General features: G+C 44.8%; 25 protein-coding genes. 10 read left to right on the top strand and 15 right to left on the bottom strand.

Annotated features, from left to right (window positions below; translation table 11 throughout):
- Nucleotides 1-5 precede the first annotated feature (5 nt).
- The 10 genes from MSG36_RS21145 to MSG36_RS21190 form a co-directional block, all read right to left on the bottom strand.
- Nucleotides 6-1,097: a flagellar basal body P-ring protein FlgI gene (locus tag MSG36_RS21145; protein WP_017076828.1), complete on the bottom strand. Its 1,092-nt coding sequence runs from the start codon at nt 1,095-1,097 to the stop codon at nt 6-8.
- Between the two features lie 94 nt (nt 1,098-1,191).
- Nucleotides 1,192-1,968 carry a flagellar basal body L-ring protein FlgH gene (gene flgH, locus MSG36_RS21150; RefSeq protein ID WP_048609565.1) on the bottom strand — a complete coding sequence of 259 codons (777 nt, stop codon included), beginning with the start codon at nt 1,966-1,968 and terminating at the stop codon, nt 1,192-1,194.
- 88 nt (nt 1,969-2,056) lie between these two features.
- Nucleotides 2,057-2,845, bottom strand: coding sequence for a flagellar basal-body rod protein FlgG (gene flgG, locus MSG36_RS21155; RefSeq protein ID WP_017062259.1), 789 nt, complete (start codon nt 2,843-2,845; stop codon nt 2,057-2,059).
- A gap of 21 nt (nt 2,846-2,866) precedes the next feature.
- On the bottom strand, nt 2,867-3,616 hold the full coding sequence (locus MSG36_RS21160) for a flagellar basal body rod protein FlgF (RefSeq protein WP_019825277.1): 750 nt from the start codon (nt 3,614-3,616) through the stop codon (nt 2,867-2,869).
- Nucleotides 3,617-3,869: 253 nt separating this feature from the next.
- On the bottom strand, nt 3,870-5,174 hold the full coding sequence (gene flgE, locus MSG36_RS21165) for a flagellar hook protein FlgE (protein ID WP_017062260.1): 1,305 nt from the start codon (nt 5,172-5,174) through the stop codon (nt 3,870-3,872).
- Between the two features lie 49 nt (nt 5,175-5,223).
- Nucleotides 5,224-5,937: a flagellar hook assembly protein FlgD gene (gene flgD / locus MSG36_RS21170; protein WP_010439286.1), complete on the bottom strand. Its 714-nt coding sequence runs from the start codon at nt 5,935-5,937 to the stop codon at nt 5,224-5,226.
- A gap of 17 nt (nt 5,938-5,954) precedes the next feature.
- On the bottom strand, nt 5,955-6,368 hold the full coding sequence (gene flgC / locus MSG36_RS21175; protein ID WP_172380368.1) for a flagellar basal body rod protein FlgC: 414 nt from the start codon (nt 6,366-6,368) through the stop codon (nt 5,955-5,957).
- 4 nt (nt 6,369-6,372) lie between these two features.
- The gene (flgB, locus tag MSG36_RS21180; RefSeq protein WP_004736175.1) at nt 6,373-6,768 is read right to left on the bottom strand and encodes a flagellar basal body rod protein FlgB; all 396 of its coding nucleotides are present in this window, start codon (nt 6,766-6,768) and stop codon (nt 6,373-6,375) included.
- 255 nt (nt 6,769-7,023) lie between these two features.
- Entirely contained in the window at nt 7,024-7,851 is an 828-nt protein-coding gene (locus tag MSG36_RS21185; RefSeq protein WP_004736174.1) for a protein-glutamate O-methyltransferase, read from the bottom strand.
- An 11-nt stretch (nt 7,852-7,862) separates the two neighbouring features.
- Nucleotides 7,863-8,789 carry a chemotaxis protein CheV gene (locus tag MSG36_RS21190; RefSeq protein WP_019825285.1) on the bottom strand — a complete coding sequence of 309 codons (927 nt, stop codon included), beginning with the start codon at nt 8,787-8,789 and terminating at the stop codon, nt 7,863-7,865.
- A gap of 77 nt (nt 8,790-8,866) precedes the next feature.
- Here MSG36_RS21190 and flgA point away from each other — a divergent pair, with 77 nt between their 5' ends.
- The 3 genes from flgA (at nt 8,867) to flgN (ending at nt 10,601) form a co-directional block, all read left to right on the top strand.
- Complete coding sequence (flgA, locus tag MSG36_RS21195; RefSeq protein ID WP_017064135.1) at nt 8,867-9,613, top strand: flagellar basal body P-ring formation chaperone FlgA; 747 nt, start codon at nt 8,867-8,869, stop codon at nt 9,611-9,613.
- A 178-nt stretch (nt 9,614-9,791) separates the two neighbouring features.
- Nucleotides 9,792-10,109, top strand: coding sequence for a flagellar biosynthesis anti-sigma factor FlgM (flgM, locus tag MSG36_RS21200; RefSeq protein ID WP_017062263.1), 318 nt, complete (start codon nt 9,792-9,794; stop codon nt 10,107-10,109).
- A gap of 66 nt (nt 10,110-10,175) precedes the next feature.
- The gene (gene flgN, locus MSG36_RS21205) at nt 10,176-10,601 is read left to right on the top strand and encodes a flagellar export chaperone FlgN (RefSeq protein WP_017064136.1); all 426 of its coding nucleotides are present in this window, start codon (nt 10,176-10,178) and stop codon (nt 10,599-10,601) included.
- A gap of 265 nt (nt 10,602-10,866) precedes the next feature.
- On the opposite strand, the gene flgP is transcribed toward flgN, so the two are convergent.
- On the bottom strand, nt 10,867-11,298 hold the full coding sequence (gene flgP, locus MSG36_RS21210) for a flagellar assembly lipoprotein FlgP (protein WP_017062265.1): 432 nt from the start codon (nt 11,296-11,298) through the stop codon (nt 10,867-10,869).
- Nucleotides 11,299-11,307: 9 nt separating this feature from the next.
- Nucleotides 11,308-11,943, bottom strand: a complete 636-nt coding sequence (locus MSG36_RS21215) for a FlgO family outer membrane protein (protein WP_017064137.1) — start codon at nt 11,941-11,943, stop codon at nt 11,308-11,310.
- Nucleotides 11,944-12,135: 192 nt separating this feature from the next.
- Between MSG36_RS21215 and MSG36_RS21220 the strand changes: the two genes are divergently transcribed.
- Both MSG36_RS21220 and MSG36_RS21225 read left to right on the top strand, forming a co-directional pair.
- The gene (locus MSG36_RS21220; protein ID WP_048615749.1) at nt 12,136-13,269 is read left to right on the top strand and encodes a flagellar assembly protein FlgT; all 1,134 of its coding nucleotides are present in this window, start codon (nt 12,136-12,138) and stop codon (nt 13,267-13,269) included.
- A gap of 139 nt (nt 13,270-13,408) precedes the next feature.
- The gene (locus MSG36_RS21225; RefSeq protein ID WP_048611319.1) at nt 13,409-13,915 is read left to right on the top strand and encodes a hypothetical protein; all 507 of its coding nucleotides are present in this window, start codon (nt 13,409-13,411) and stop codon (nt 13,913-13,915) included.
- Between the two features lie 128 nt (nt 13,916-14,043).
- Here MSG36_RS21225 and MSG36_RS21230 read toward each other — a convergent pair whose 3' ends face one another.
- From MSG36_RS21230 to MSG36_RS21240, 3 genes are read right to left on the bottom strand one after another with little or no spacing between them, the layout of a single operon-like run.
- Nucleotides 14,044-15,285, bottom strand: a complete 1,242-nt coding sequence (locus MSG36_RS21230) for an NAD(P)/FAD-dependent oxidoreductase (RefSeq protein ID WP_248369608.1) — start codon at nt 15,283-15,285, stop codon at nt 14,044-14,046.
- A gap of 23 nt (nt 15,286-15,308) precedes the next feature.
- Nucleotides 15,309-16,382: a methyltransferase gene (locus MSG36_RS21235; RefSeq protein WP_050620606.1), complete on the bottom strand. Its 1,074-nt coding sequence runs from the start codon at nt 16,380-16,382 to the stop codon at nt 15,309-15,311.
- 28 nt (nt 16,383-16,410) lie between these two features.
- Nucleotides 16,411-16,800 carry a hypothetical protein gene (locus MSG36_RS21240; RefSeq protein WP_019824137.1) on the bottom strand — a complete coding sequence of 130 codons (390 nt, stop codon included), beginning with the start codon at nt 16,798-16,800 and terminating at the stop codon, nt 16,411-16,413.
- Between the two features lie 72 nt (nt 16,801-16,872).
- Between MSG36_RS21240 and MSG36_RS21245 the strand changes: the two genes are divergently transcribed.
- From MSG36_RS21245 to MSG36_RS21265, 5 genes are all read left to right on the top strand, one after another.
- Complete coding sequence (locus tag MSG36_RS21245) at nt 16,873-17,622, top strand: beta-ketoacyl synthase chain length factor (RefSeq protein ID WP_170930214.1); 750 nt, start codon at nt 16,873-16,875, stop codon at nt 17,620-17,622.
- On the top strand, nt 17,619-18,389 hold the full coding sequence (locus MSG36_RS21250; protein WP_086971073.1) for a lysophospholipid acyltransferase family protein: 771 nt from the start codon (nt 17,619-17,621) through the stop codon (nt 18,387-18,389). Before MSG36_RS21245 ends, MSG36_RS21250 begins: the two co-directional genes overlap by 4 nt.
- 105 nt (nt 18,390-18,494) lie before the next feature.
- Nucleotides 18,495-18,755 (top strand): phosphopantetheine-binding protein, encoded by a 261-nt coding sequence (locus MSG36_RS21255; RefSeq protein WP_004736154.1) that lies wholly within the window; start codon nt 18,495-18,497, stop codon nt 18,753-18,755.
- A gap of 10 nt (nt 18,756-18,765) precedes the next feature.
- Nucleotides 18,766-19,023, top strand: a complete 258-nt coding sequence (locus MSG36_RS21260; RefSeq protein ID WP_004739745.1) for an acyl carrier protein — start codon at nt 18,766-18,768, stop codon at nt 19,021-19,023.
- The gene (locus MSG36_RS21265; protein ID WP_248369610.1) at nt 19,023-19,580 is read left to right on the top strand and encodes a septation protein IspZ; all 558 of its coding nucleotides are present in this window, start codon (nt 19,023-19,025) and stop codon (nt 19,578-19,580) included. Before MSG36_RS21260 ends, MSG36_RS21265 begins: the two co-directional genes overlap by 1 nt.

Consider the following 19,580-nt stretch of genomic DNA (forward strand, 5'->3'; position numbering starts at 1 on the left):
CCCCCTTAGATAATGATCAACTGACCTTCAATCGCACCCGCTTGTTTCAGTGCTTGAAGGATTGCCATTAAATCAGAAGGTGCAGCGCCCACTTCATTGACTGCGCGGACCAAATCGTCCAGCGTTAGGCCAGGTTCAAATTTGAACATCTTGCCATCGCCTTCCGTGATTTCGATATCAGAATCAGGAACCACTACCGTTTGGCCACCAGAGAATGCATTCGGTTGGCTTACGTTTAAGTTTTCTTTGATTGCAACCGTCATACCACCGTGGGTGACCGCGGCTGCTCTTAGACGAACATGCTTACCTACCACAATGGTACCGGTACGAGAGTTAACAATGATTTTTGCAGAACCCTCTGCAGGATCAAATTCGATGTTTTCGATTGCCGACAAGAAAGCCACGCGCTGGCTGATTTCTCGAGGAGCGCGAACTTTTACAGACGTCGCGTCTACCGCAGACGCCATCTGTGGACCTAGGAAGTTGTTAACCGCATCAGCCAAACGCTGAGCCGTTGTGAAATCAGATTGAATTAGGTTAAAGGTGATGTAGTCGCCACGGCCGAATGGGGTTGGGATCTCTTGTTCTACTGTTGCACCGCTAGAGATGATACCCACGTTAGGGTTGTTACCGACAATCTTAGAACCGTCGTTACCTTGTGCGCTAAAGCCGCTTACTACCAAGTTACCTTGTGCGACCGCGTACACCTGACCGTCTAGACCTTTGAGGAAGGTTTGTAGCAGAGTACCGCCACGTAAGCTTTTTGCCGAACCGATAGAAGAAACGGTTACGTCAACTTCCTGACCTTGCTTAGAGAATGCCGGAAGTTCCGCGGTAACAATTACTGCCGCTACGTTTTTGGTTTTTGGCTTGGTGCCGGGCGGCAATTGAATGCCAAAATTTTGCAGCATCGCGTTAAACGTTTGATCGGTAAAGGGAGTTGTCTCACCTGTACCCGGCAAACCTGTCACCAAACCATAACCGACAAGTTGGTTACTACGAACACCCGCCACTTTTGCCACATCTTTGATGCGCGCAGCATGGGCACTGGTGGCAAGAAATAGCATGCCGAATAGTACGAGTGTTAGTTTTTTCATTGAGTAACCTGTCTGTATTGCTTTAATTTATAATAGCTTAGCTAAATATAGCTGCGTGGTAGAGGCTGTCAGTATGTCGACACCCTCTCAAGCTCTACAGTGATACATTAAAGAATCGTGCCAAGAATCCAGGCTCTTGCATATCTTTCTGTACGCCAGTCCCTGAGTACTGAATTCGCGCGTTAGAAACACGGTTTGAAGCGATGGTATTTTCAAAGTCAATATCGTCTGGACGGATGGTGCCGCTTAGGCGGATGTACTCATCGCCCGTGTTCAGTGTCATCCACTTCTCACCACGAACCACTAGGTTACCATTGGCTAATACTTCGATGACTTCAACGGTAATGTAACCGCTGATACTGTTACTTTGGTTGGCTGACGCATCACCCGCAAAGGTATTGGTGTTGCTCAGGTCATAAGAGAAGTTGTACTTGTCGATCGTCAGCTCTTGACCACCAACAGCCAGTGGCTCCATCGATGCATCGTTAGACTTAGACATGTCTGCATTGGCTTTTTTGGTCGCTTTAGTATTCTCATCTAGCGCTACTGTAATTATGTCACCAATACCACGAGGCTTTGAGTCGTCATACATGCTGCCAATGTGGTTCACATTAAACAGTGAGCCCGTTGCCGCTGCGTAATGCTCTGGTTTCTGCTTTGGGTTGATTGGCGCCCATGCTGGGTCACCAGCAATTGGATCGGTTCTACCACGAAGCGTGTCGATAATGCCTGAGCTCTCTTGCGCCGACTTATCACCTTCCACAGCATCAACCACTGTGGTTGCATTTTCTTCTGCCGGAGTCTCGATCGGGTCCAGCACAGCACAGCCCGACATAGACATAAACAAAGCTAAACAAAAAATACGTTTCATGGCGATATACTCTCAGCAGACAGTGGTAAATGGATCAATTTGCAGAAACAGATCGATTAATTAAAAAAGTAAACGGCGAATAAACCAATTACAGCTGTTGGTTAACAAAGCTCATCATCTTGTCTACTGACGAGATAACTTTCGAGTTCATTTCGTAAACACGTTGAGCTTCGATCATATTCACTAGCTCTTCGGTTACGTTTACGTTCGATGTTTCTAGCATCGATTGGCGGATGTTACCTAGGCCATCAAAACCCGGTACACCCTCTTGTGGGTCGCCACTCGCGCCAGTTGGCAAGTAAAGGTTTTGACCTACTGGCTCTAGACCACCCGGGTTTACAAAGTCAGTAATGGTAATTTGACCAACCACGACGTTGTTTTGCTCACCACGTAGACGAACTGATACTTCACCGTCGTTACCAACCGTTACCGAGATCGCGTCTTCAGGAATCACGATTTCTGGTTGTAGAGGATAACCTTGACCCGACGTTACGATCGCGCCTTCACCGTTCAGTGTGAACTGACCATTGCGGCTGTAACCTGTTTCACCGTCTGGCATTTCAACTTGGAAGAAACCGTCGCCTTCAATCATCATGTCTAGGCTGTTAGATGTCGTTTGTGCGTTACCGTGAGTGTGCACTTTTTGAGTTGCAACTACCTTAGAACCGGCACCCAGCATCAAACCACTTGGCAGCTCAGTATTCTGAGACGATTGACCACCCGGTTGATTAATATTCTGGTAGAACAGGTCTTCAAATACCGCGCGGCTCTTTTTAAAACCAATGGTCGAGGCGTTGGCAAGGTTGTTCGAAATCGTTGAGATATTGGTTTGTTGGGCGTCTAAACCCGTTTTACTTACCCATAATGCTGGATGCATAGCAATGTCCTTTAAATTCTATTAGCTCATACGAAGCAGTGAATCAGACGACTTGTCCATTTCCTCTGCTGTGCTCATCATCTTGACCTGCATTTCAAATTGACGTTGTAAGTCAATTAAGCTGGTCATTTCACCTACGGCATTTACGTTACTGCCTTCGATAGCACCTTTTAGCAACGTTACCGCTGCATCTGCTTCGTATGCCTGATCTGGGTTTTTCGAACGGAATAGACCATTCGTGTCTTTAAACAAACTTTGATTGTCTGGACGCACAAGCTTAATACGGTCAACGACGGCCAATTCTTCAGCTGGAGCGCCTTGAGGAATCACCGAAATCGTACCGTCAGTGCCAATTTCTACTTTACTGATTGGGATGGGCAGCGTGATTGGCGCATCGTTTTCACCTAGCACCAAATGGCCACTTGCATTGGTTAGCAAACCGTTTTGGTCAACCTTAAGGTTACCGTTACGCGTTAAACCTTCGCGGCCGGTGTTATCCATAACTGAAATCCAGCCATCACCTTGAACGGTAACATCGAGATCTCGGCCAGTGGTAACCACACTACCTTGCGCAAAATTATGACCAGGACGCTCTGTCATGCTGAAAACACGAGTAGGCATGCCTTCACCATACGCTTGCATTGAACGTGCTTGTGCTAAATCAGCACGGAAACCCGTTGTACTTACGTTGGCAAGGTTGTTTGCACGTAGCTGCAAAGCCTGCATATTTTGCTTTGCGCCACTCATGGCAAGAAACAGTGCGCGATCCATAATTTTGCTCCAAAAAATCATCTTCTAGAGCTTATAAAGCAAACACTGTGCCAATATTTTTAACTGTTATTTATCAATAATTTAAATAGAAAATGAACAAAGAGGGGTGATCATTAAAGGATCATTCAGGAAGAATTGTTGCCAGTGGCATTACCGTGCGGCAATAGGGGCGGCAAATAAGAAGACAAACAACAATACCCAATTCAATAACATTGAATTGGGTATTCGCAGATGATTCAAACGCTCGAAACGATTAACGAATCTGAAGAATATTCTGTTGTAGTTGGTTGTGTACTTCTAGAGAACGCGAGTTCGCTTGGAAGTTACGTTGAGCAGAAATCAAATCAACCAGTTCTTGAGTCATATCGATGTTCGACTGCTCTAGCGAACCGTTGTTGATGCTACCAAATGAACCTTTGTTCGATTCACCCCAGATCTTGTCACCAGAGTCGTTGGTAGAATCCCATTGAGTACCGCCTTTCTTATCCAGACCTTGCTCATTTGGTACACGAACCAAGCCTACACGGCCAAGCATCACGTTTTCACCATTTGAGTAAGTACCTAAAACACTGCCGTACTCATCGAAATCGATTTTGGTTAAGAAACCTGTTGTCGCGCCATCTTCATCAAACTTAGTCAATTCAAACGGAGCAGCAAACTGAGTTGAAGAATCTAGACCAAACTTAAGCACTTGAGTTGGATCAGCACCGTTCAAGTCAATTGGGTTCGCGCCAGCACCCAGTGGTTCCGAGTTAATCGGTTGACCATTGTTCAGGCTTGCTAACGTACCGTCATTGTTGAACTTCATTGTGTGACCAACATGACCTTGTGCATTCGTCGCATCACCACCAGTAATGTTGACCGGCTTTTCACCGTTCTCATCTGACATGGTGTAGTACGTTTGCCAAGTGTTTGGTTGAGTCTGATCTTTGAGGTAGTAAGTCGTTAACTTGTAAGACTGACCCATAGAATCGTATACCGTCGAAGACGTTGCACGGTTATAAGTATCAGCATCTTTGAAGTTAAATGCAGCCGGGTCTTTAAGATCACCGTTTGCAGGAAGGTTAACCCCTACTTCAATGTTTTCTGTCTGTTTTGGTTTACCAAACTCAGCAGGAATGTCGAGAGGCTTTGGCGCATAAGAAAGAACTTCACCCGAGTTTGGATCAACATCGTAACCTAACAGAAACTCATCGTTAGCGGTAACCATGTAGTTGTCTTTGTTTAGGTGAAATGCACCATTACGCGTTAATTCGTTAATCTCTGGCACCATGCGGTCTTTCGATACTGCAAAGAAACCTGTACCACTTACACGTAAGTCCATTGGGTTGTTCGTATAAATACTTGAACCTTCGTGGAACTGTTGCGCCACTTGGCTAGCTTGCGCACCGCCACCTGCCGTCGTTTTTGCGTTAGTGAACAACGAGCTTGAATAAACATCACCGAACTCGGCACGAGACTCTTTAAAGCCGAATGTGTTTGCGTTCGCAATGTTGTTACTGGTTGTATTCAGGTCTAATTGTGCAGCGGATAGGCCGCTTAAAGCTACATATGACATTCCATTATTCTCCTAATCTATCTAGCTAGCATAGTCACTCAATAAAGAGCTACGCTTTACCAACTTCTAGTACTTCAGCAAGTCGTACTGGCGATGTGAAACCAGCCAGATTGAGTAGTACGTTGCCATCGCCCTTACCAAGAAGCACACTGTTCACGTTCGCATAACTGGAAACTTGGAACTCTGTGTTCTCGCCATCCAGCAAACCCGACGCTTTCACGTTGTATTTACCGGCCGGCAATGGATTACCGTCTTCGTCTTTTCCGTCCCATTCAACACGTGTATCACCAGATGGTTTAGAGCCGATATCAAATGTGCGAACCAATTGGCCAACTTCGTTTTCAACACGGACCATTACATTGTCCATTGCCTGAGGAAGCTTAACCATTGCCGCCATACCGCCATCACCGGGTTTTACACCTGCCGCACCAGGAACCAATACATCACGGCCAACCAAAGAGGATGCTTGAAGTGCTTGGTTAGAGGTCATTGATGAATTCAAGCTTTCAAACTGTGTATTCATTTTGCCAATGCCATCTACGGTCGCAAATGAAGCCATTTGCGCAATCATCTGGTCATTGCTAACCGGCTTGAAAGGGTCTTGTTGTGCTAGTTGCTTAGTCAACAAAGATAAGAAGTCTTCTTGTTTAAGATCCTGCTTACCTGTTGTTTCGTCGGGCTTCTTAGCGCCATCTTGAAGACTCTTCAGCTGGTCAACATAGGACAAGCCGCTTTGACCAACATTGTTGTTGATTCCAGCCATGTGCTACCTCCTTATCCTTATTGACCCATCTGCAGCGTACGCAGCAGCATTTGTTTACTCGAGTCAGCAACCTGTACGTTCGTTTGGTACGCACGTGATGCCGAAATCATGTTTGCCATCTCTTCCATAACGTTTACGTTAGGCTTGTAGATATAGCCTTCGTTGTTCGCTAATGGGTGATCCGGGTTGTACTCCGCGCTCAGCGGCTTATCGCTTTCTACAATACCTAGTACTTTCACAGGCACAGTGTGGTCACTGTTACGTGCTCGATTTAACTCAGCGCCGAACACTGCGTGGCGAGCCTTGTAAGTTTCTTCAACAGAACTACTTACACTGTCCGCGTTCGCGAGGTTGCTCGAGGTCGTATTTAGACGAACAGATTCAGCACTCATCGCAGAACCAGTCACATTGAATACATTAAATAAGCTCATCTAATTATTCCCCTTTAATCGCTTTAGTTAAATTCTTGAACTTACTTCCTAAGAAGTCGAGAGAGGCTTGATGCCTAATTTGGTTTTGCATGAAAAGGTTTCTTTCCAAATCCAAATCAACCGTGTTGCCATCTCCTGTATCAGGTTGGGTAGGAATGCGATACTTCGTTTCCCCGTTCACCGTTGTTGAGGCAGAAATGTGCCGACCATCTGTACGGCTAAGACCAATGCTTGCCCCAGAACTTGCCGCTTGCAGTGATTTCTTAAAGTCTAATCCCTTTGCTTTATACCCAGGCGTGTTTGCTTGCGCGATATTGGTGGAAAGCACCTCAGCGTTACGCTCACGTACACCAACTGTGTGCTGGTGAATGCCCAAAGCATTGTCAAAAGAAATAGCCATGTAAACCTCAACTCAAGAACTGACTGTTATGAAATAACCAAAGCAATATATATACCAACTTTTAAAACAAGGCGGTCTATCAATGCTTTTACAGGTTACTCGTGGGTAAACTTGCAATATACAAGCCAAAAAATAGAGTAAATTGGAATGTCACTCTGACTTAAAGATATAGCTTAAGCAGGAAAAAGAAAACCCAGCACTTGGCTGGGTTTTAAATTTAGACGGTAACGTTACACCTAATATGGGTGCCGCTCGTTACTTTAATTTGTAGATGATGCCTGGATTACAGCGAACCATTTCAAAACGATCGGTTAAGCCTGTTAACGATTCAGACGCACCCAATAGTAAGTAACCACCAGGGTTTAGGCTATTTGCCATCTGGTTAAGTACCTTTGATTTCATATCAGGTGAGAAGTAAATCAGCACGTTACGACAGAAAATAATGTCGAACTTGCCTAACAATGCATAGCTGTCCATCAGGTTCTGAGGGCGGAAGTTCACCATGCGCTTGACGTTATCTTTCACTTTCATACGGCCATCGCCCGCATCTTCAAAGAAAGTACGACGGCGCTCTGGAGAAAGTCCGCGTCCCAATGCAAGGTTGTCGTAAGCGCCAGTGCGGCACATATCCAACATACTTGCTGAGATGTCAGTCGCGGTAATCGATACATTTGGCAGCATACCTGGCTTACGAGCTTGAGTTTCAAGAATCGTCATTGCCATTGAGTATGCTTCTTGGCCTGAAGAGCTTGCCGCAGACCAAATCTTAATAGGACGTTTATTTGCCGCTATTTCCGGTAGAAGCTTATCCGCAAGCACAGCAAACGGGTAAGTATCACGGAACCAAAGTGTCTCGTTCGTCGTCATGGCATCGACAGCAGCCACACGCAGCTCACGGTTTCGACCTGTTACTACATCTCTCAACAAATCAGATAACGAAGCTAACTTAAACTTCGTTACTAATGGGCTCAGACGACTGCGCACTAAATACTGCTTGCTGTCACCTAATACAATGCCACATTGAGATTCTAAGAAACGGCTGAAATCGCGATACTCTTGATCACTTATTGTTATAGCAGTCATTAATGTCTCTTTTAGTTAGTTAACGCAGCTTTTACCGCTGCACCAAGCTCATCCGGGTTGAATTTAGCGATGAAGGAGTTAGCTCCAACACGCTCAACCATGGCTTGGTTAAATACACCACTCAATGATGAGTGTAAAATTACGTATAAATCTTTAAGTTCGGCGTGACGACGAATCTCAGCAGTCAGCGTGTATCCATCCATTTCTGGCATTTCGATATCAGAAATCACCAATGAAATCTGATCGTAAATACTGCCTTCGGATGACATCTGCATCAGCTTCTCATAGGCTTCTTTACCATCCTTCACCGAGATAACTTCAAAACCAATCGACTCAATAGCACGCTGAACCTGCTTGCGAGCAACGGTCGAGTCATCAGCAATCAAGATGCGGCGAACCAGTTCTTTCTCTTGTTCTACTTTCGCAATATCTTCAGCAATCTTGCTGTCCATTGTTTCATCAACAGGAGAGATTTCTGCAAGGATCTTCTCAACATCAAGAATTTCCACCAATTCATTATCAATGTTGGTTACCGCTGTCAGGTAGTTAGCTCTACCTGCGCCATCTGGCGGCGGAAGAATCGATTCCCAGTGCATGTTAATAATGCGCTCTACTGAACTTACCAAGAAACCTTGAATGGTTCGGTTAAACTCAGAGATAACCACAAAACACTTTTCAACATCCGTTGTAGGACGGCCACCAATCGCTAAGCTCAAGTCGATCACAGAGATCGTTTGGCCACGAATGTGTGCTACACCTTTAACCAGTGGGTTCAAGTTTGGCATCTTTGTCAGCTTAGGGCATTGAAGCACTTCTTTTACTTTAAAGACATTAATGCCGTAACGCTGACGCCCCATTAGGCGAAAGGTTAGTAATTCTAATCGGTTTTGACCGACGAGTTGCGTACGCTGATTCACCGAATCAAGAATACCCGTCATGAGCTCATCTCCATATCAAACTTTTTTGTATAAAAAGTGTTAGTCTACTGCAGGCTACGAACCACCAGAGAAACGGAATGACGTATTATAAAACAAATTTGCCACCTCTTTCCATAGCAATGTGTAGAGCTACTTTTAAAACTGTCGCTAAGTTTATCGGCATTTTATCAATTTTGTTTAGTTTTTTTGTACAAGCTGCGACCCCAGAACAAATTGAGATGATTCAGTCTGCAGCGGAGCAACATATCCTTGATACGGTAGAGCAGCCACAAGGTGGCGAACTCTTTGTTAATTCAGCAAATGTTGACTCAAGAATCAAAGCGACAGACTGCCCTGTGCCTTTAGAAACCAGCGCTTCAACGACCACCAATACCCGCAGCAGTATTACGGTTTTAGTGCAATGTGTTCCTGATGAGTGGCGAGTTTATGTACCCGTTCGCCTTTCGATGTCGGTGCCCCTTGTCACCACCACTCGCTCACTCGCGAGAGGCGAAATCGTCGGTCAATACGATGTCACCACCGCTATGATTTCTCTTAACAAGTTTCGTCGCCAAGGTTTCACAGCTCCACATCAAGTCATCGGCGCTAAGGTAAAAAAGAACCTAAGACCGGGTGATGTTGTAGAAAGAGGTGATATCTGTGTCGTGTGCCGAAACGAGAAGGTTATCATACAGGCAGTAAAAGGTGGCATGACCATTACCACCAAAGGAACTGCGCTTACCGATGGCTCTATGGGTGATCAAGTAAGAGTGAAAAATGATAAATCACAGCGTATAATTGAAGGGATTGTTACCAGCATGTCTGAAGTCACGGTTTACTTTTAACTCTTTACTTCTAAATTGACGGTATCGTTAGCGATTTCACCCTCAACTCTAACGCCAAATATAACGGCTGCGGTGTTTGGTCCCTTTTCGACTATTGAGCTAAAAATTGCTAAAGTATTGGAACCCTTGGTCGATATTGACTGTACAGGTTCCCATTTTTGAAGAAAAAGGCTTAACTATGGCAGGCATTGATAATATTCGTTCAGGGCAAACCCTAACGACCACTAACCGATCAGCAGTACGCTCTGACTCTAGTTCTGAGGCATCACGCTCTGATGTATCAACTAAATCACCAGCAAGCAAAGATGCGGTTTCACTGAGCCAACAAGGCAAAGCGATTGGTCAGCTTCACCAAGATATGGCAGCACAGCCAAGCTTTGATTCTGTGAAAGTAGCAGCGATCAAAGAAGCGATTGCGAACGGTTCATACACTGTCGATCCAGAAAAACTGGCAGACAACATGATCAAGTTCGAAGATGAATTAAAAGGTCTTTAAGCCAGCACTCACTTTTGATTGAGGTGATTATCTTAAAGCACACGAGGTTATAAATAGGTTTACGTTATGGCGGCACTAGCAGATTTAGTTAATTTCCAACTTCAAAATGCCAAAGCCTTATCTGAATTATTAAGTTCAGAGAAAACCGCTATTACGAGCCGACAATCAAACGATATTGAGCGAATCGCCAAAGAAAAAGTGGTCCTAGTTGAACAACTAAGATCAACCGATCAGCGAATCGCAGCCCATACCAATATCTCAGAACTGACCGAGAACCCTGAACTCGCTCAGTTAGTCACCAAGATCCAGTCCATAGTGCACGATTGCCAGCAAGCGAATCTTGTGAATGGCGAAGCCTTGAATCGAGCGCACCTTAGCTTCAAAAAACTCAGCAATATGATGCAGCAAAGCCACGGGAAAATTGGCATGACCTACAATGCCGGTGGTCAAACGCATACGATTTCTACGCTGGGAACCAACGTAAAAGCATAATTAAGCCCCCTGTCTTCAATAATATCTTTAGTCACCTTCCTGCTCGTACCTGTATCTGTGTCTCAGCTTATCCTTAGCATGATATCCGTCAAAGCTCCTACTAGATCGGTAAATGTGCCGAACGAATTAATAAATACAAAAAAGCGGCAAGTATTTTCATACTTGCCGCTTATGATTCATATCAGTTATTAGTTGCCGATACGCCATCTGGAAAACGAGAGCAGCCAATATAACTGGATAATCCTATAACTAGATGATCATTAGGCTAGAACAACGTTTGTTGTCTCTTTTCAGGTACAGGCTGAACTTCACCGTAATTACGTAGCTGTTCCATCTTACGGATATCAAGCTGAAGCTCTGTTACATAGCTGTCACCCACTGGGTAGCTGCGTACCACTTCTGCACCGCGGATTACACCATCAACCGCACCAGAAGTACGTTCTGTACCAAGGCGTTGATCTTCCAGCTCTGCGCGACCACTCACTCGCATACCATAGACTTGTTCAGCAAGTTCACGATAGGCGTCGATCTTGGAAGCTCTCATCGCACGGATACGTCTTTCTTCATCGTTACGTCCCTTCTGCTCACTGATACTCGCATAGCCAACGGCAACCAAGTAGTCGTCTGGCCTCATGTTTTGCAGTGGCTGACAGCCAACAAGCAGTAAAGCGGCAACAACAAATATTAACTTCTTCATCTCGAACTCCTAAGGGCGAAGAATAACAGTATAAGGCTGGCTGATCGTTGGGTCAGAACGAATGATAACGCCATCTTGAGTTCGAATACTGTTCAGAGTATCTAGGTCACGACCAATACGGTCTGCAGGCAAGAAGCCTTGTGCCGTCGCCACGACAATGCGAGTTTGCATGCCAACAACACGAGCATTAACAAGCACACCGCCTTCTTGGCGCAGCATAGTGCCTGTCAGTACGTACTGTACGTCTTGCTCTTGAGCTAAGTCTTTCCAATCGCGGCTTAACGCGAAGTCACCTTGGTGAGTCACTTGAATTGAACCTGTTGTTTTAAAATCAACAACCTTGAAGCCACGACGCTGAAACTGATGAATGAAACCTTCTGATACCGAGTTTCCTAGCCAGTTCGTTGTGTCCATGTGTTGTAGGTCGACAAACGAGGTAATCGCTATCGGAGTTCTTGCTGAGATACTCGTATTCGAAATGATCAGATCTTCGGTCATACTTTCCACGAAGAAATCCATGGTATGACGAGGGCTATCCATCAACATAAACTGACTGCCTGAATACTCAGACTTGCCGTTATAGATTGGCGAATAAGCACATGAGGTCAATAACATGACACTCATTACTACGAGCCATTTTTTCATTCTCTTATCTCCAGATAGGTTTAGTGCTCCCTGTTCCAATATGTTCTCACCATTATTCTTTTCAATGGATTACAATGTTGGAACAGTCTTTGCTTTTCATTAATGGTTCAGATTAAGAAAAACGCACTTAAGTCAGCTTCAAGCTTATAGTTATTTGTTAAGCAATATTTATACCCAACTGGTAACGAATAGATGAAAAAAATAATTTCTTACTTATTTTCAATAAGTTCACTGATAACCATAAGCTTCAGTGCTCATGCCTCTTGGTATGAAGTTACCGGTACAGCAGCCATCGTATCGTCAGAGAGCGCCGCAAGGGTCCATGCTTTGGAAGACGCGGTATATAAAGCGATCCAGTTCTCAGGAGCCGACATTGGTAGCATTGCCAACCTCACGCCCTACCTCGACGCAAACAAGAAAGAGTTTCAATTTACCAATCATGAAGTGCGTTACATCTTGGTAGAAAAAGAGAAAAAACGCAGTGGCAATATAATGATCACCGCAAGGATCGACATCTACCCTTCGGCAAATGCTTGCCATGAGAGCCAATACAAGAAGACATTTTTGGTCGGCAACATTGATGTGACCTCCCCACAGCAAGCTGTAATGGGCAGAATCTATAACATTGGTGATGATTTTGGTCATGTCGTAGATCGACAGCTGGCGCAAGAGTCTCGCAGCTTTGTTTCCGTTGGCACGACCAATTACGACATCGACAAACGTCGACCAGAGGTGATCAAGATGATCGCCCAAGACACTGGCGCGCAGTACATCATTGGTGGCGACATTACCGATTTAACCGCGACCATCGAGTCCAAACTGTTGAAAGACGACATCATCAATCGCCAGTTTGCGTTAGAGATGCAAGTCTTCGATGGTAAAACAGGACATCAGGTTTACAACCGTAGCTATCGTGAAGTGGCAAAGTGGCCATTTGCTAAGACCAGTGAAGTGGACACCCGCAGTGCTCGTTTCTGGGCATCAACCTACGGCAGTATGATGCTGCGTGTTAGCCGCAATATTATGTTGGACTTGGAATCTGAAGTGTCATGTAAGATCACACTTCCAGAGGTGGCTGCAGTATTTGGTAACACGGTGACCATTGATTTAGGTCGAATGCATGGTGTTCAACAAGGTGACAAGCTGCAGCTATGGCACACCGGTTCGTTTATCGACCAACGCGGTTTACCACGTAATAAGGTATCTCAAAGCGACATCACACTGACGGTTTCTCGCGTTTATGAAAACGAAGCAGAACTGACGATCGACCAGCCAAGTCTTGCAGGAAGCATTCAAATTGGTGATGTGATGCAGAAAATCATGTAGTTAGCGACACGCCCGTCTCATAGTTTCTAATAAAGCCTTAGCACTTTTGTTAAGGCTTTATTTTTTTCATGGGTATTAGTTTCGGTTTTGCAGTATTTGGCGTAATCTTATTAATAACATAATCATCACTTAGCAAACTATGAGTCAGAATAATCTAATTGGTGCTACCGGTTACCGCTTTATCTCGAAAGGTAAAACCGCTTTTAAGATCCACATCCATACTCCCGAAGATACGGTGTTGCATCGGTCGGTCGGTTTTGTTCGTATGGGTGAAGACAAAGCACTGAAGAAAACCATTAAATTAAGAGATGAACTAGGCAGACAGCTTTGGGGTAAGTTTTGGCCCAAAGTCCTCAAAGAGCCCTACCTGATGACGCGTCTACCTCATAGTCTAGAACCCAAAATTGTATTTAAGCCAAATCCAACTCAGAGTGATCCTGAACACCGCGACGAGTGTTACATCGCTAAGTGGCGTGTATTCTCAGAAAACGGCGACTACAAATACAAAACTAAGGTGTGTTCCATCAGAAAGCACGGCAGACTTGCCGCCTATAGCCAAACTAAACGCGCCCTGCTTGATGCCCACAAAGACGTGATTGATCTGCTTGTCTTTATGGGACGATTGAACAGCATCGACCTGAAGTAGCCTAGAGTGCAATTAGGTTGATTACCCATATTGTTCACATACAAAAACAGCCGCACATTGCGGCTGTTTTTATTTTTAGATTAGTCACCTAGCGCTTTAGCATTTTATCCACACGCTAAATCGACCATCTAGCTTCGGCATATCTCTGCCAATGTCGTGAGCCGGCGCTTAGACTCTTTCACATAAGGGTTGGCTTGATCCCATGCGTAACCCGCCAGAATTGAGCACACCATCTGCTTAATCTTTGGGTTTGGATCTTGATAAAAAATCACATCCTGCAAAGTACCTGAGTACCACCCCTCAACATACGTTCTAAAGGTGTTTACGCCAACCATCAACGGATCGGCATAATCGCGCTCCCAATCGACGTGTTCACCGTTAAGCTGCTTTTCAACACACTCAACCGCAAACTGAGCCGACTTCATCGCAATCGTCACGCCGGATGAAAATACGGGGTCAAGGAACTCACCAGCATTGCCAAGCAAAGCGTACTTATCCGTCGCCAGATGTTTTACGTTGGCAGAATAACCACCGATTTCGCCCGCAGGGTTCGGATACTCTGCATTTGCCAGTATCTCAGCCAAACCCGGCTCTTCTGTTGCCAGTTGCTTAATCGCGGCAATCTTATCTTGTGGGTATAATTCAAAGAACTTAGGCTCCCCGACAATACCAAACGAAGAAACACCGTTACTAAACGGGATCAACCAATACCAAACATCAGGATTAGTTGGGTGCACTGAGATCAAGATTTTATTGCGGTCATATTCAAGGTCGGTATCAACCTCTGCAATATGATCGTTAATGTGCGTAAAAATAGCTTTGCGTGGAGGAAGTGATGACGGCTCTTCCAAGTTAAGCATTTTCGGTAGCACTCGGCCAAAACCACTGCCATCTAAAACGTATTGCGCTTCTAGCTGATAGCGCTCTCCATCCAACACTTGCACATCTAAGATGGTGCTGTCGTCGGTGAAAGTAATACCCATCAACTCATGTTGGTAATCAATGCTGACACCTTGCGACTCAGCCGTATCTGCCAAAACCTTATCAAATGCACCTCGCTGAACCTGAAACGTGGTTCCTGGACCAGAAGAGAACTTGTCTTCAAAATTGAACGCCGTATAAACGCCATTTTTGCGAAAGGCTGCGCCATCTTTGTATTGGAAGTTGGCGTTGATCACTGCATCAGTCATCCCAGCCTGTTCAATCACTTCCATGCAAGCTGGTAATAGGCTTTCACCAATAGAAAAGCGAGGGAATACGCTCTTTTCAATCACTCGAACATCGATGCCTTTTTTATGAAGCAAAGACGCAGCAATTGAACCTGACGGTCCAGCTCCGATGATCACCACTTGAGTTGATAGTTTTTTCATTATTTAAGCCATGTTTGTTATTTTTATTGCGCGCCAGCTTTCAATTCAAGAAGCGTGTGACCAAGACCAATATCGTCGGTACGAGTTACCACTTCAAAGCCCGCTTCTTCAACGATCTCTAAGAAATCTTCACTGCGGTAAAAACGGCTATTGCCATTTGCCAAGCAGGTAAAGTAGAGAGACGTCGCGTTTAAGCTATAAGAAGCCGCATCGTATTTCTGTGCATCCCAAAACAGTTCAAGGATATAGACTGTCGCGTCTTCTGACATATGAGAGCGAACACGCTTTAATATACTCAGAATCTCCATTGGCGAGAAGCAATCAAGGAACTGGCTCATCCACCACACATCGGCTCCCGTTGGCAGCGCTTGCTGTTTATCGAGCATATTCGCTGGGAATGGCGTTACTCGGTCTTGATGACCATGCTGCGTTGCGTTTGCCATTGCCATTTCTAACTGCTGTGGCAAATCAACAATCGTCACTTCAACATCAGAATCGTGGTTGCAACACTGCATTGCCCACTTGCCTGTATTGCCGCCAATATCCACCAGCGACTTAGGTTTCTTGCTGAAGACTTTTTCAAGTAATACTGGGAACGAGCGATCAGAATAAAAGTGATCGAACTTGAACCAACTCTCTTTGGCTTTTTCTGGCAATTGAGATAAACCTTGATAAATGGTTTCCCAGTCACCCAGCTCTTTTAAGCCAGCAGGCGTGCCCTCTTCAATGGCTTCGGTTAAATGCATCATCGCGGCGTAACAAACATCAGCCGTAAAATCCATGTTTGCGTTAGTCATGCCATCGTGCAGAAGGTAGAAGCCAAGATTGGCCATTTTGTAGTTAGGTTTGTCCCAAGTAACAATATGCGCACTTAACGCCATATCGAGCAGGACTTTCACGCCGTACTCAGAGACACCAGTTGATTCAGAGATAGACTCTGCTGGCAAACCCTCATTACCCGCGTCATCTAACGCTTTCAAGATACCTAAATCACGTAGTGTACGAGCAGTATGGAAAACAATAGGAGCGAAAGATAATTTCTGCGCTTCTGTTTTTGCTTCTAATGCGTTGAATGGATCTAATTTATATTCCGACACGAAAAACCTAACTTTAAATAATAGAGAGTTACTCAGCTGCCATTTGTGCAAGCTTACGTTTAATATCAACGTTTAAGTTATTAACCCAACGGTTGTAATTACGGTGTATTTCACCATCGTCGTACTTCAAATTCTCTGACTCAACGTAAAGAATAGAGTAAAACTTATCACTATAAGGAATTTCAACCACAGCGTGGTGCGAACGAACATACAACTCAGCACGTATCAAGCCAGGCTTTATTTCTGAAACCAACCAGCCTCGATTTTCAGCCGATTCATAAATAGCTGATTTAACCTGTTTACTTTGAAGATTCAGTGCAACTGGAGTATCCTCAACATTCATTACAGGCTGGACGCGTCCACATCCTGCAAGAACGAATATGAATAACATTGAAACCGCTATTTTTAGTAATTTCATTTAAATTCCTTATCTGTGTTTATTTATAAGCGCGCATAGTATTTAGTTAGACCCAAAGCAAATCAATACTCTATGTCAAATCAATCCCAATTAATGTCGTTTAATATTGAGAAATGGTCTGCAAATTCGGCTGGTCTCAATTCTGTTGCCCAATGGCAAGCGTGGAGCACTAATTTAGATTGGCCACAAGATGGCTCAACTGAATTTAAAGCTATCCCTCCAATGATGCGCCGTCGAATGAGTGTGCAAAGCAAACTTGCCGTCCAAACCGCGTTAACCTTATTAAAAGACACCTCGATTGATTATCTTGTCTTTGCTAGCCGACATGGTGAGCTGCACCGAACTGCCACTTTGATTCAGTCGATATTAGAAGGTGACGATGCCTCACCGATGGCGTTCTCACAATCGGTACATAATACCGCTGCAGGTCTAACCACTATTGCCGCCAAAGCGCCGATTCCACTGACTTCAATCGCCGCAGGGCAAGATACTTTCCATAACGCTCTGATCGAAGCTTATCTTTACCTTCATCAGTATCCGTCACATCGTGTACTCGTCATTGACTTCGACCAGCCTTTGCCTGAGCTTTACCAAGAATACGAAACACAACACTATGCGGATTACGCTCTGGGCTTCGTGCTCACCGCTGGCAGTGAGTACTCTATTGCTAGAGCAGTAGAAGCCAACCAAGCACCTTCCCAGTTACCACAAGGGCTACAAACGCTCCAACATGTCTTATTGGGTACAAATAAGTGGGCTATTGCTGGCAAGCACCAAACTTGGTCTTGGGTAAATAACACCGAGCCAGGCCCACAGTCATGAGCAAAGTCGACCAATATTGGCGAGTATTCGCGACAGGGCTCTGCTTTACCATCTTTGGTCTAGGTGGCTTAGTATTGAGCTTCTTAATCTTACCGACTATTGCGCTAACGACTCCCAATACCATTAAAAGAGAGCTTAAAGCACAGCGATTGATTCGCTTCTCATTCAACGCCTTTTGCCAAATCATGAAGTTCACCGGCGCGATTGATTACCGAATTGATGGCGCGGATCTATTACGTGAAGATCGTAACTGCATCATCGTCGCTAATCACCCTAGCTTGATCGACTATGTGCTGATCGCTTCTCAACTTCCTCAATGTGATTGCCTCGTTAAGGCCGCTATTTGGGAAAACCCTTTTATGAAAAGGATTGTCAAAGCGGCGGGTTATATACCGAACCAAGCCCCTGACGATCTTTTAGAGCGCTGTGAAGAACGTTTCTCACGTGGCAATGTGCTGCTGGTTTTTCCCGAAGGAACTCGCACAACGCCAGGAATTGAACCATCCTTACAACGTGGTGCGGCGCAAATCGCCACGCGAACACAAACCGATTTACGCGTGATTCATATTACGGTTTCTCCGACATTCTTAACGAAAGAGAAAAAATGGTATCAAGTTCCTGCGACGAAACCCTTTTTTCATATCGCGGTGAAAGGTAAAATAGAAGTCGCACCCTTTATTGAGAATTCAAATAACTTAACTTCGGCAGCAAGGCGCCTTAATCATCACCTTGCACACTCTATTTTCCCTTCCGAAGAAAGCATTTAGCTCATCAATAAAGCAACTGGCGATATCAGCATTTCGAAAATACATCGCATAATGTAGAATCGCCCCCTTAAAGCAGCATTCAGATAAAGCATTAAGTAGGCCAAAGTGGAAACATTACACAACGAACTGAAACAACTGATCATCGACGCATTGAACCTTGAAGACATGAGTATTGATGAGATTGAAACGGAAGCTCCACTATTTGGTGATGGACTTGGATTAGACTCTATTGATGCGCTAGAGCTTGGTCTTGCTATCAAGAAAAAGTACAACATTGTTATCGATGCCGACGACTCAAACACTCGCCAACACTTTGCATCCGTTGAAAACCTAGCAAACTACATCTCATCTCAAACGAACAACTAGACAGATCTTTATGACACAAGCTAACCAACAAGAAGTATACAACCAGGTTAAAGATGCGCTGATTGAGCTGTTCGAGCTTGATGCTGAAGATATCACTCCTGAAGCACACCTTTATCTTGATCTAGACCTAGACAGCATTGATGCGGTTGATTTGGTCGTTCACCTACAGAACGTAACAGGTAAGAAGATCAAACCTGAAGAGTTCAAAGCAGTACGCACCGTTAATGACGTTGTAGAGTCTGTGGTTGAACTATTGAAGGACGCATAATGCGTCCTCTGCTGACTTTACTGTCGGCAATCATACTTTTCACTTATCCAATAGCGGTTTACTTTGGACTCAACAAGTTTGGCCTACAAACCGTTGGCATCGTCTTGGCCGTTATCTTTGCTGTCCGTATTTTCACTGGCGGTCAGGCCAAAATCAAAGAGCTAAAACACCTAGCTTGGATCAGTGGTAGTGCCGGGATTGTTCTGCTGGCATTAGGATTAACCTTCAAGCAGTATGGCTGGTTAACCTATTACCCCGTCATCGTTAACGTTTGTATGTTGGTTGTGTTCGCTTCAAGCCTTTGGCAACCGCAAACGATTATCGAGCGTCTTGCTCGACTCCAAGAGCCTGAACTTCCGCAAAGTGGCATTGATTACACACGAAAAGTCACCAAAGTTTGGTGTTTTTTCTTTGTTATCAATGGCTCTATTGCCCTTTACACCTGCTTCCAACCTCTTGAAGTATGGACCCTATACAATGGCTTACTCAGCTATTTATTCGCAGGGTTACTCTTTGCAGGAGAGTGGATAGTAAGACAGCGCATTCGTCAGAGTTAA

The organism is Vibrio sp. 1CM8B (genome assembly GCF_023161685.1).
GTDB classification, from domain to species: domain Bacteria; phylum Pseudomonadota; class Gammaproteobacteria; order Enterobacterales; family Vibrionaceae; genus Vibrio; species Vibrio coralliirubri.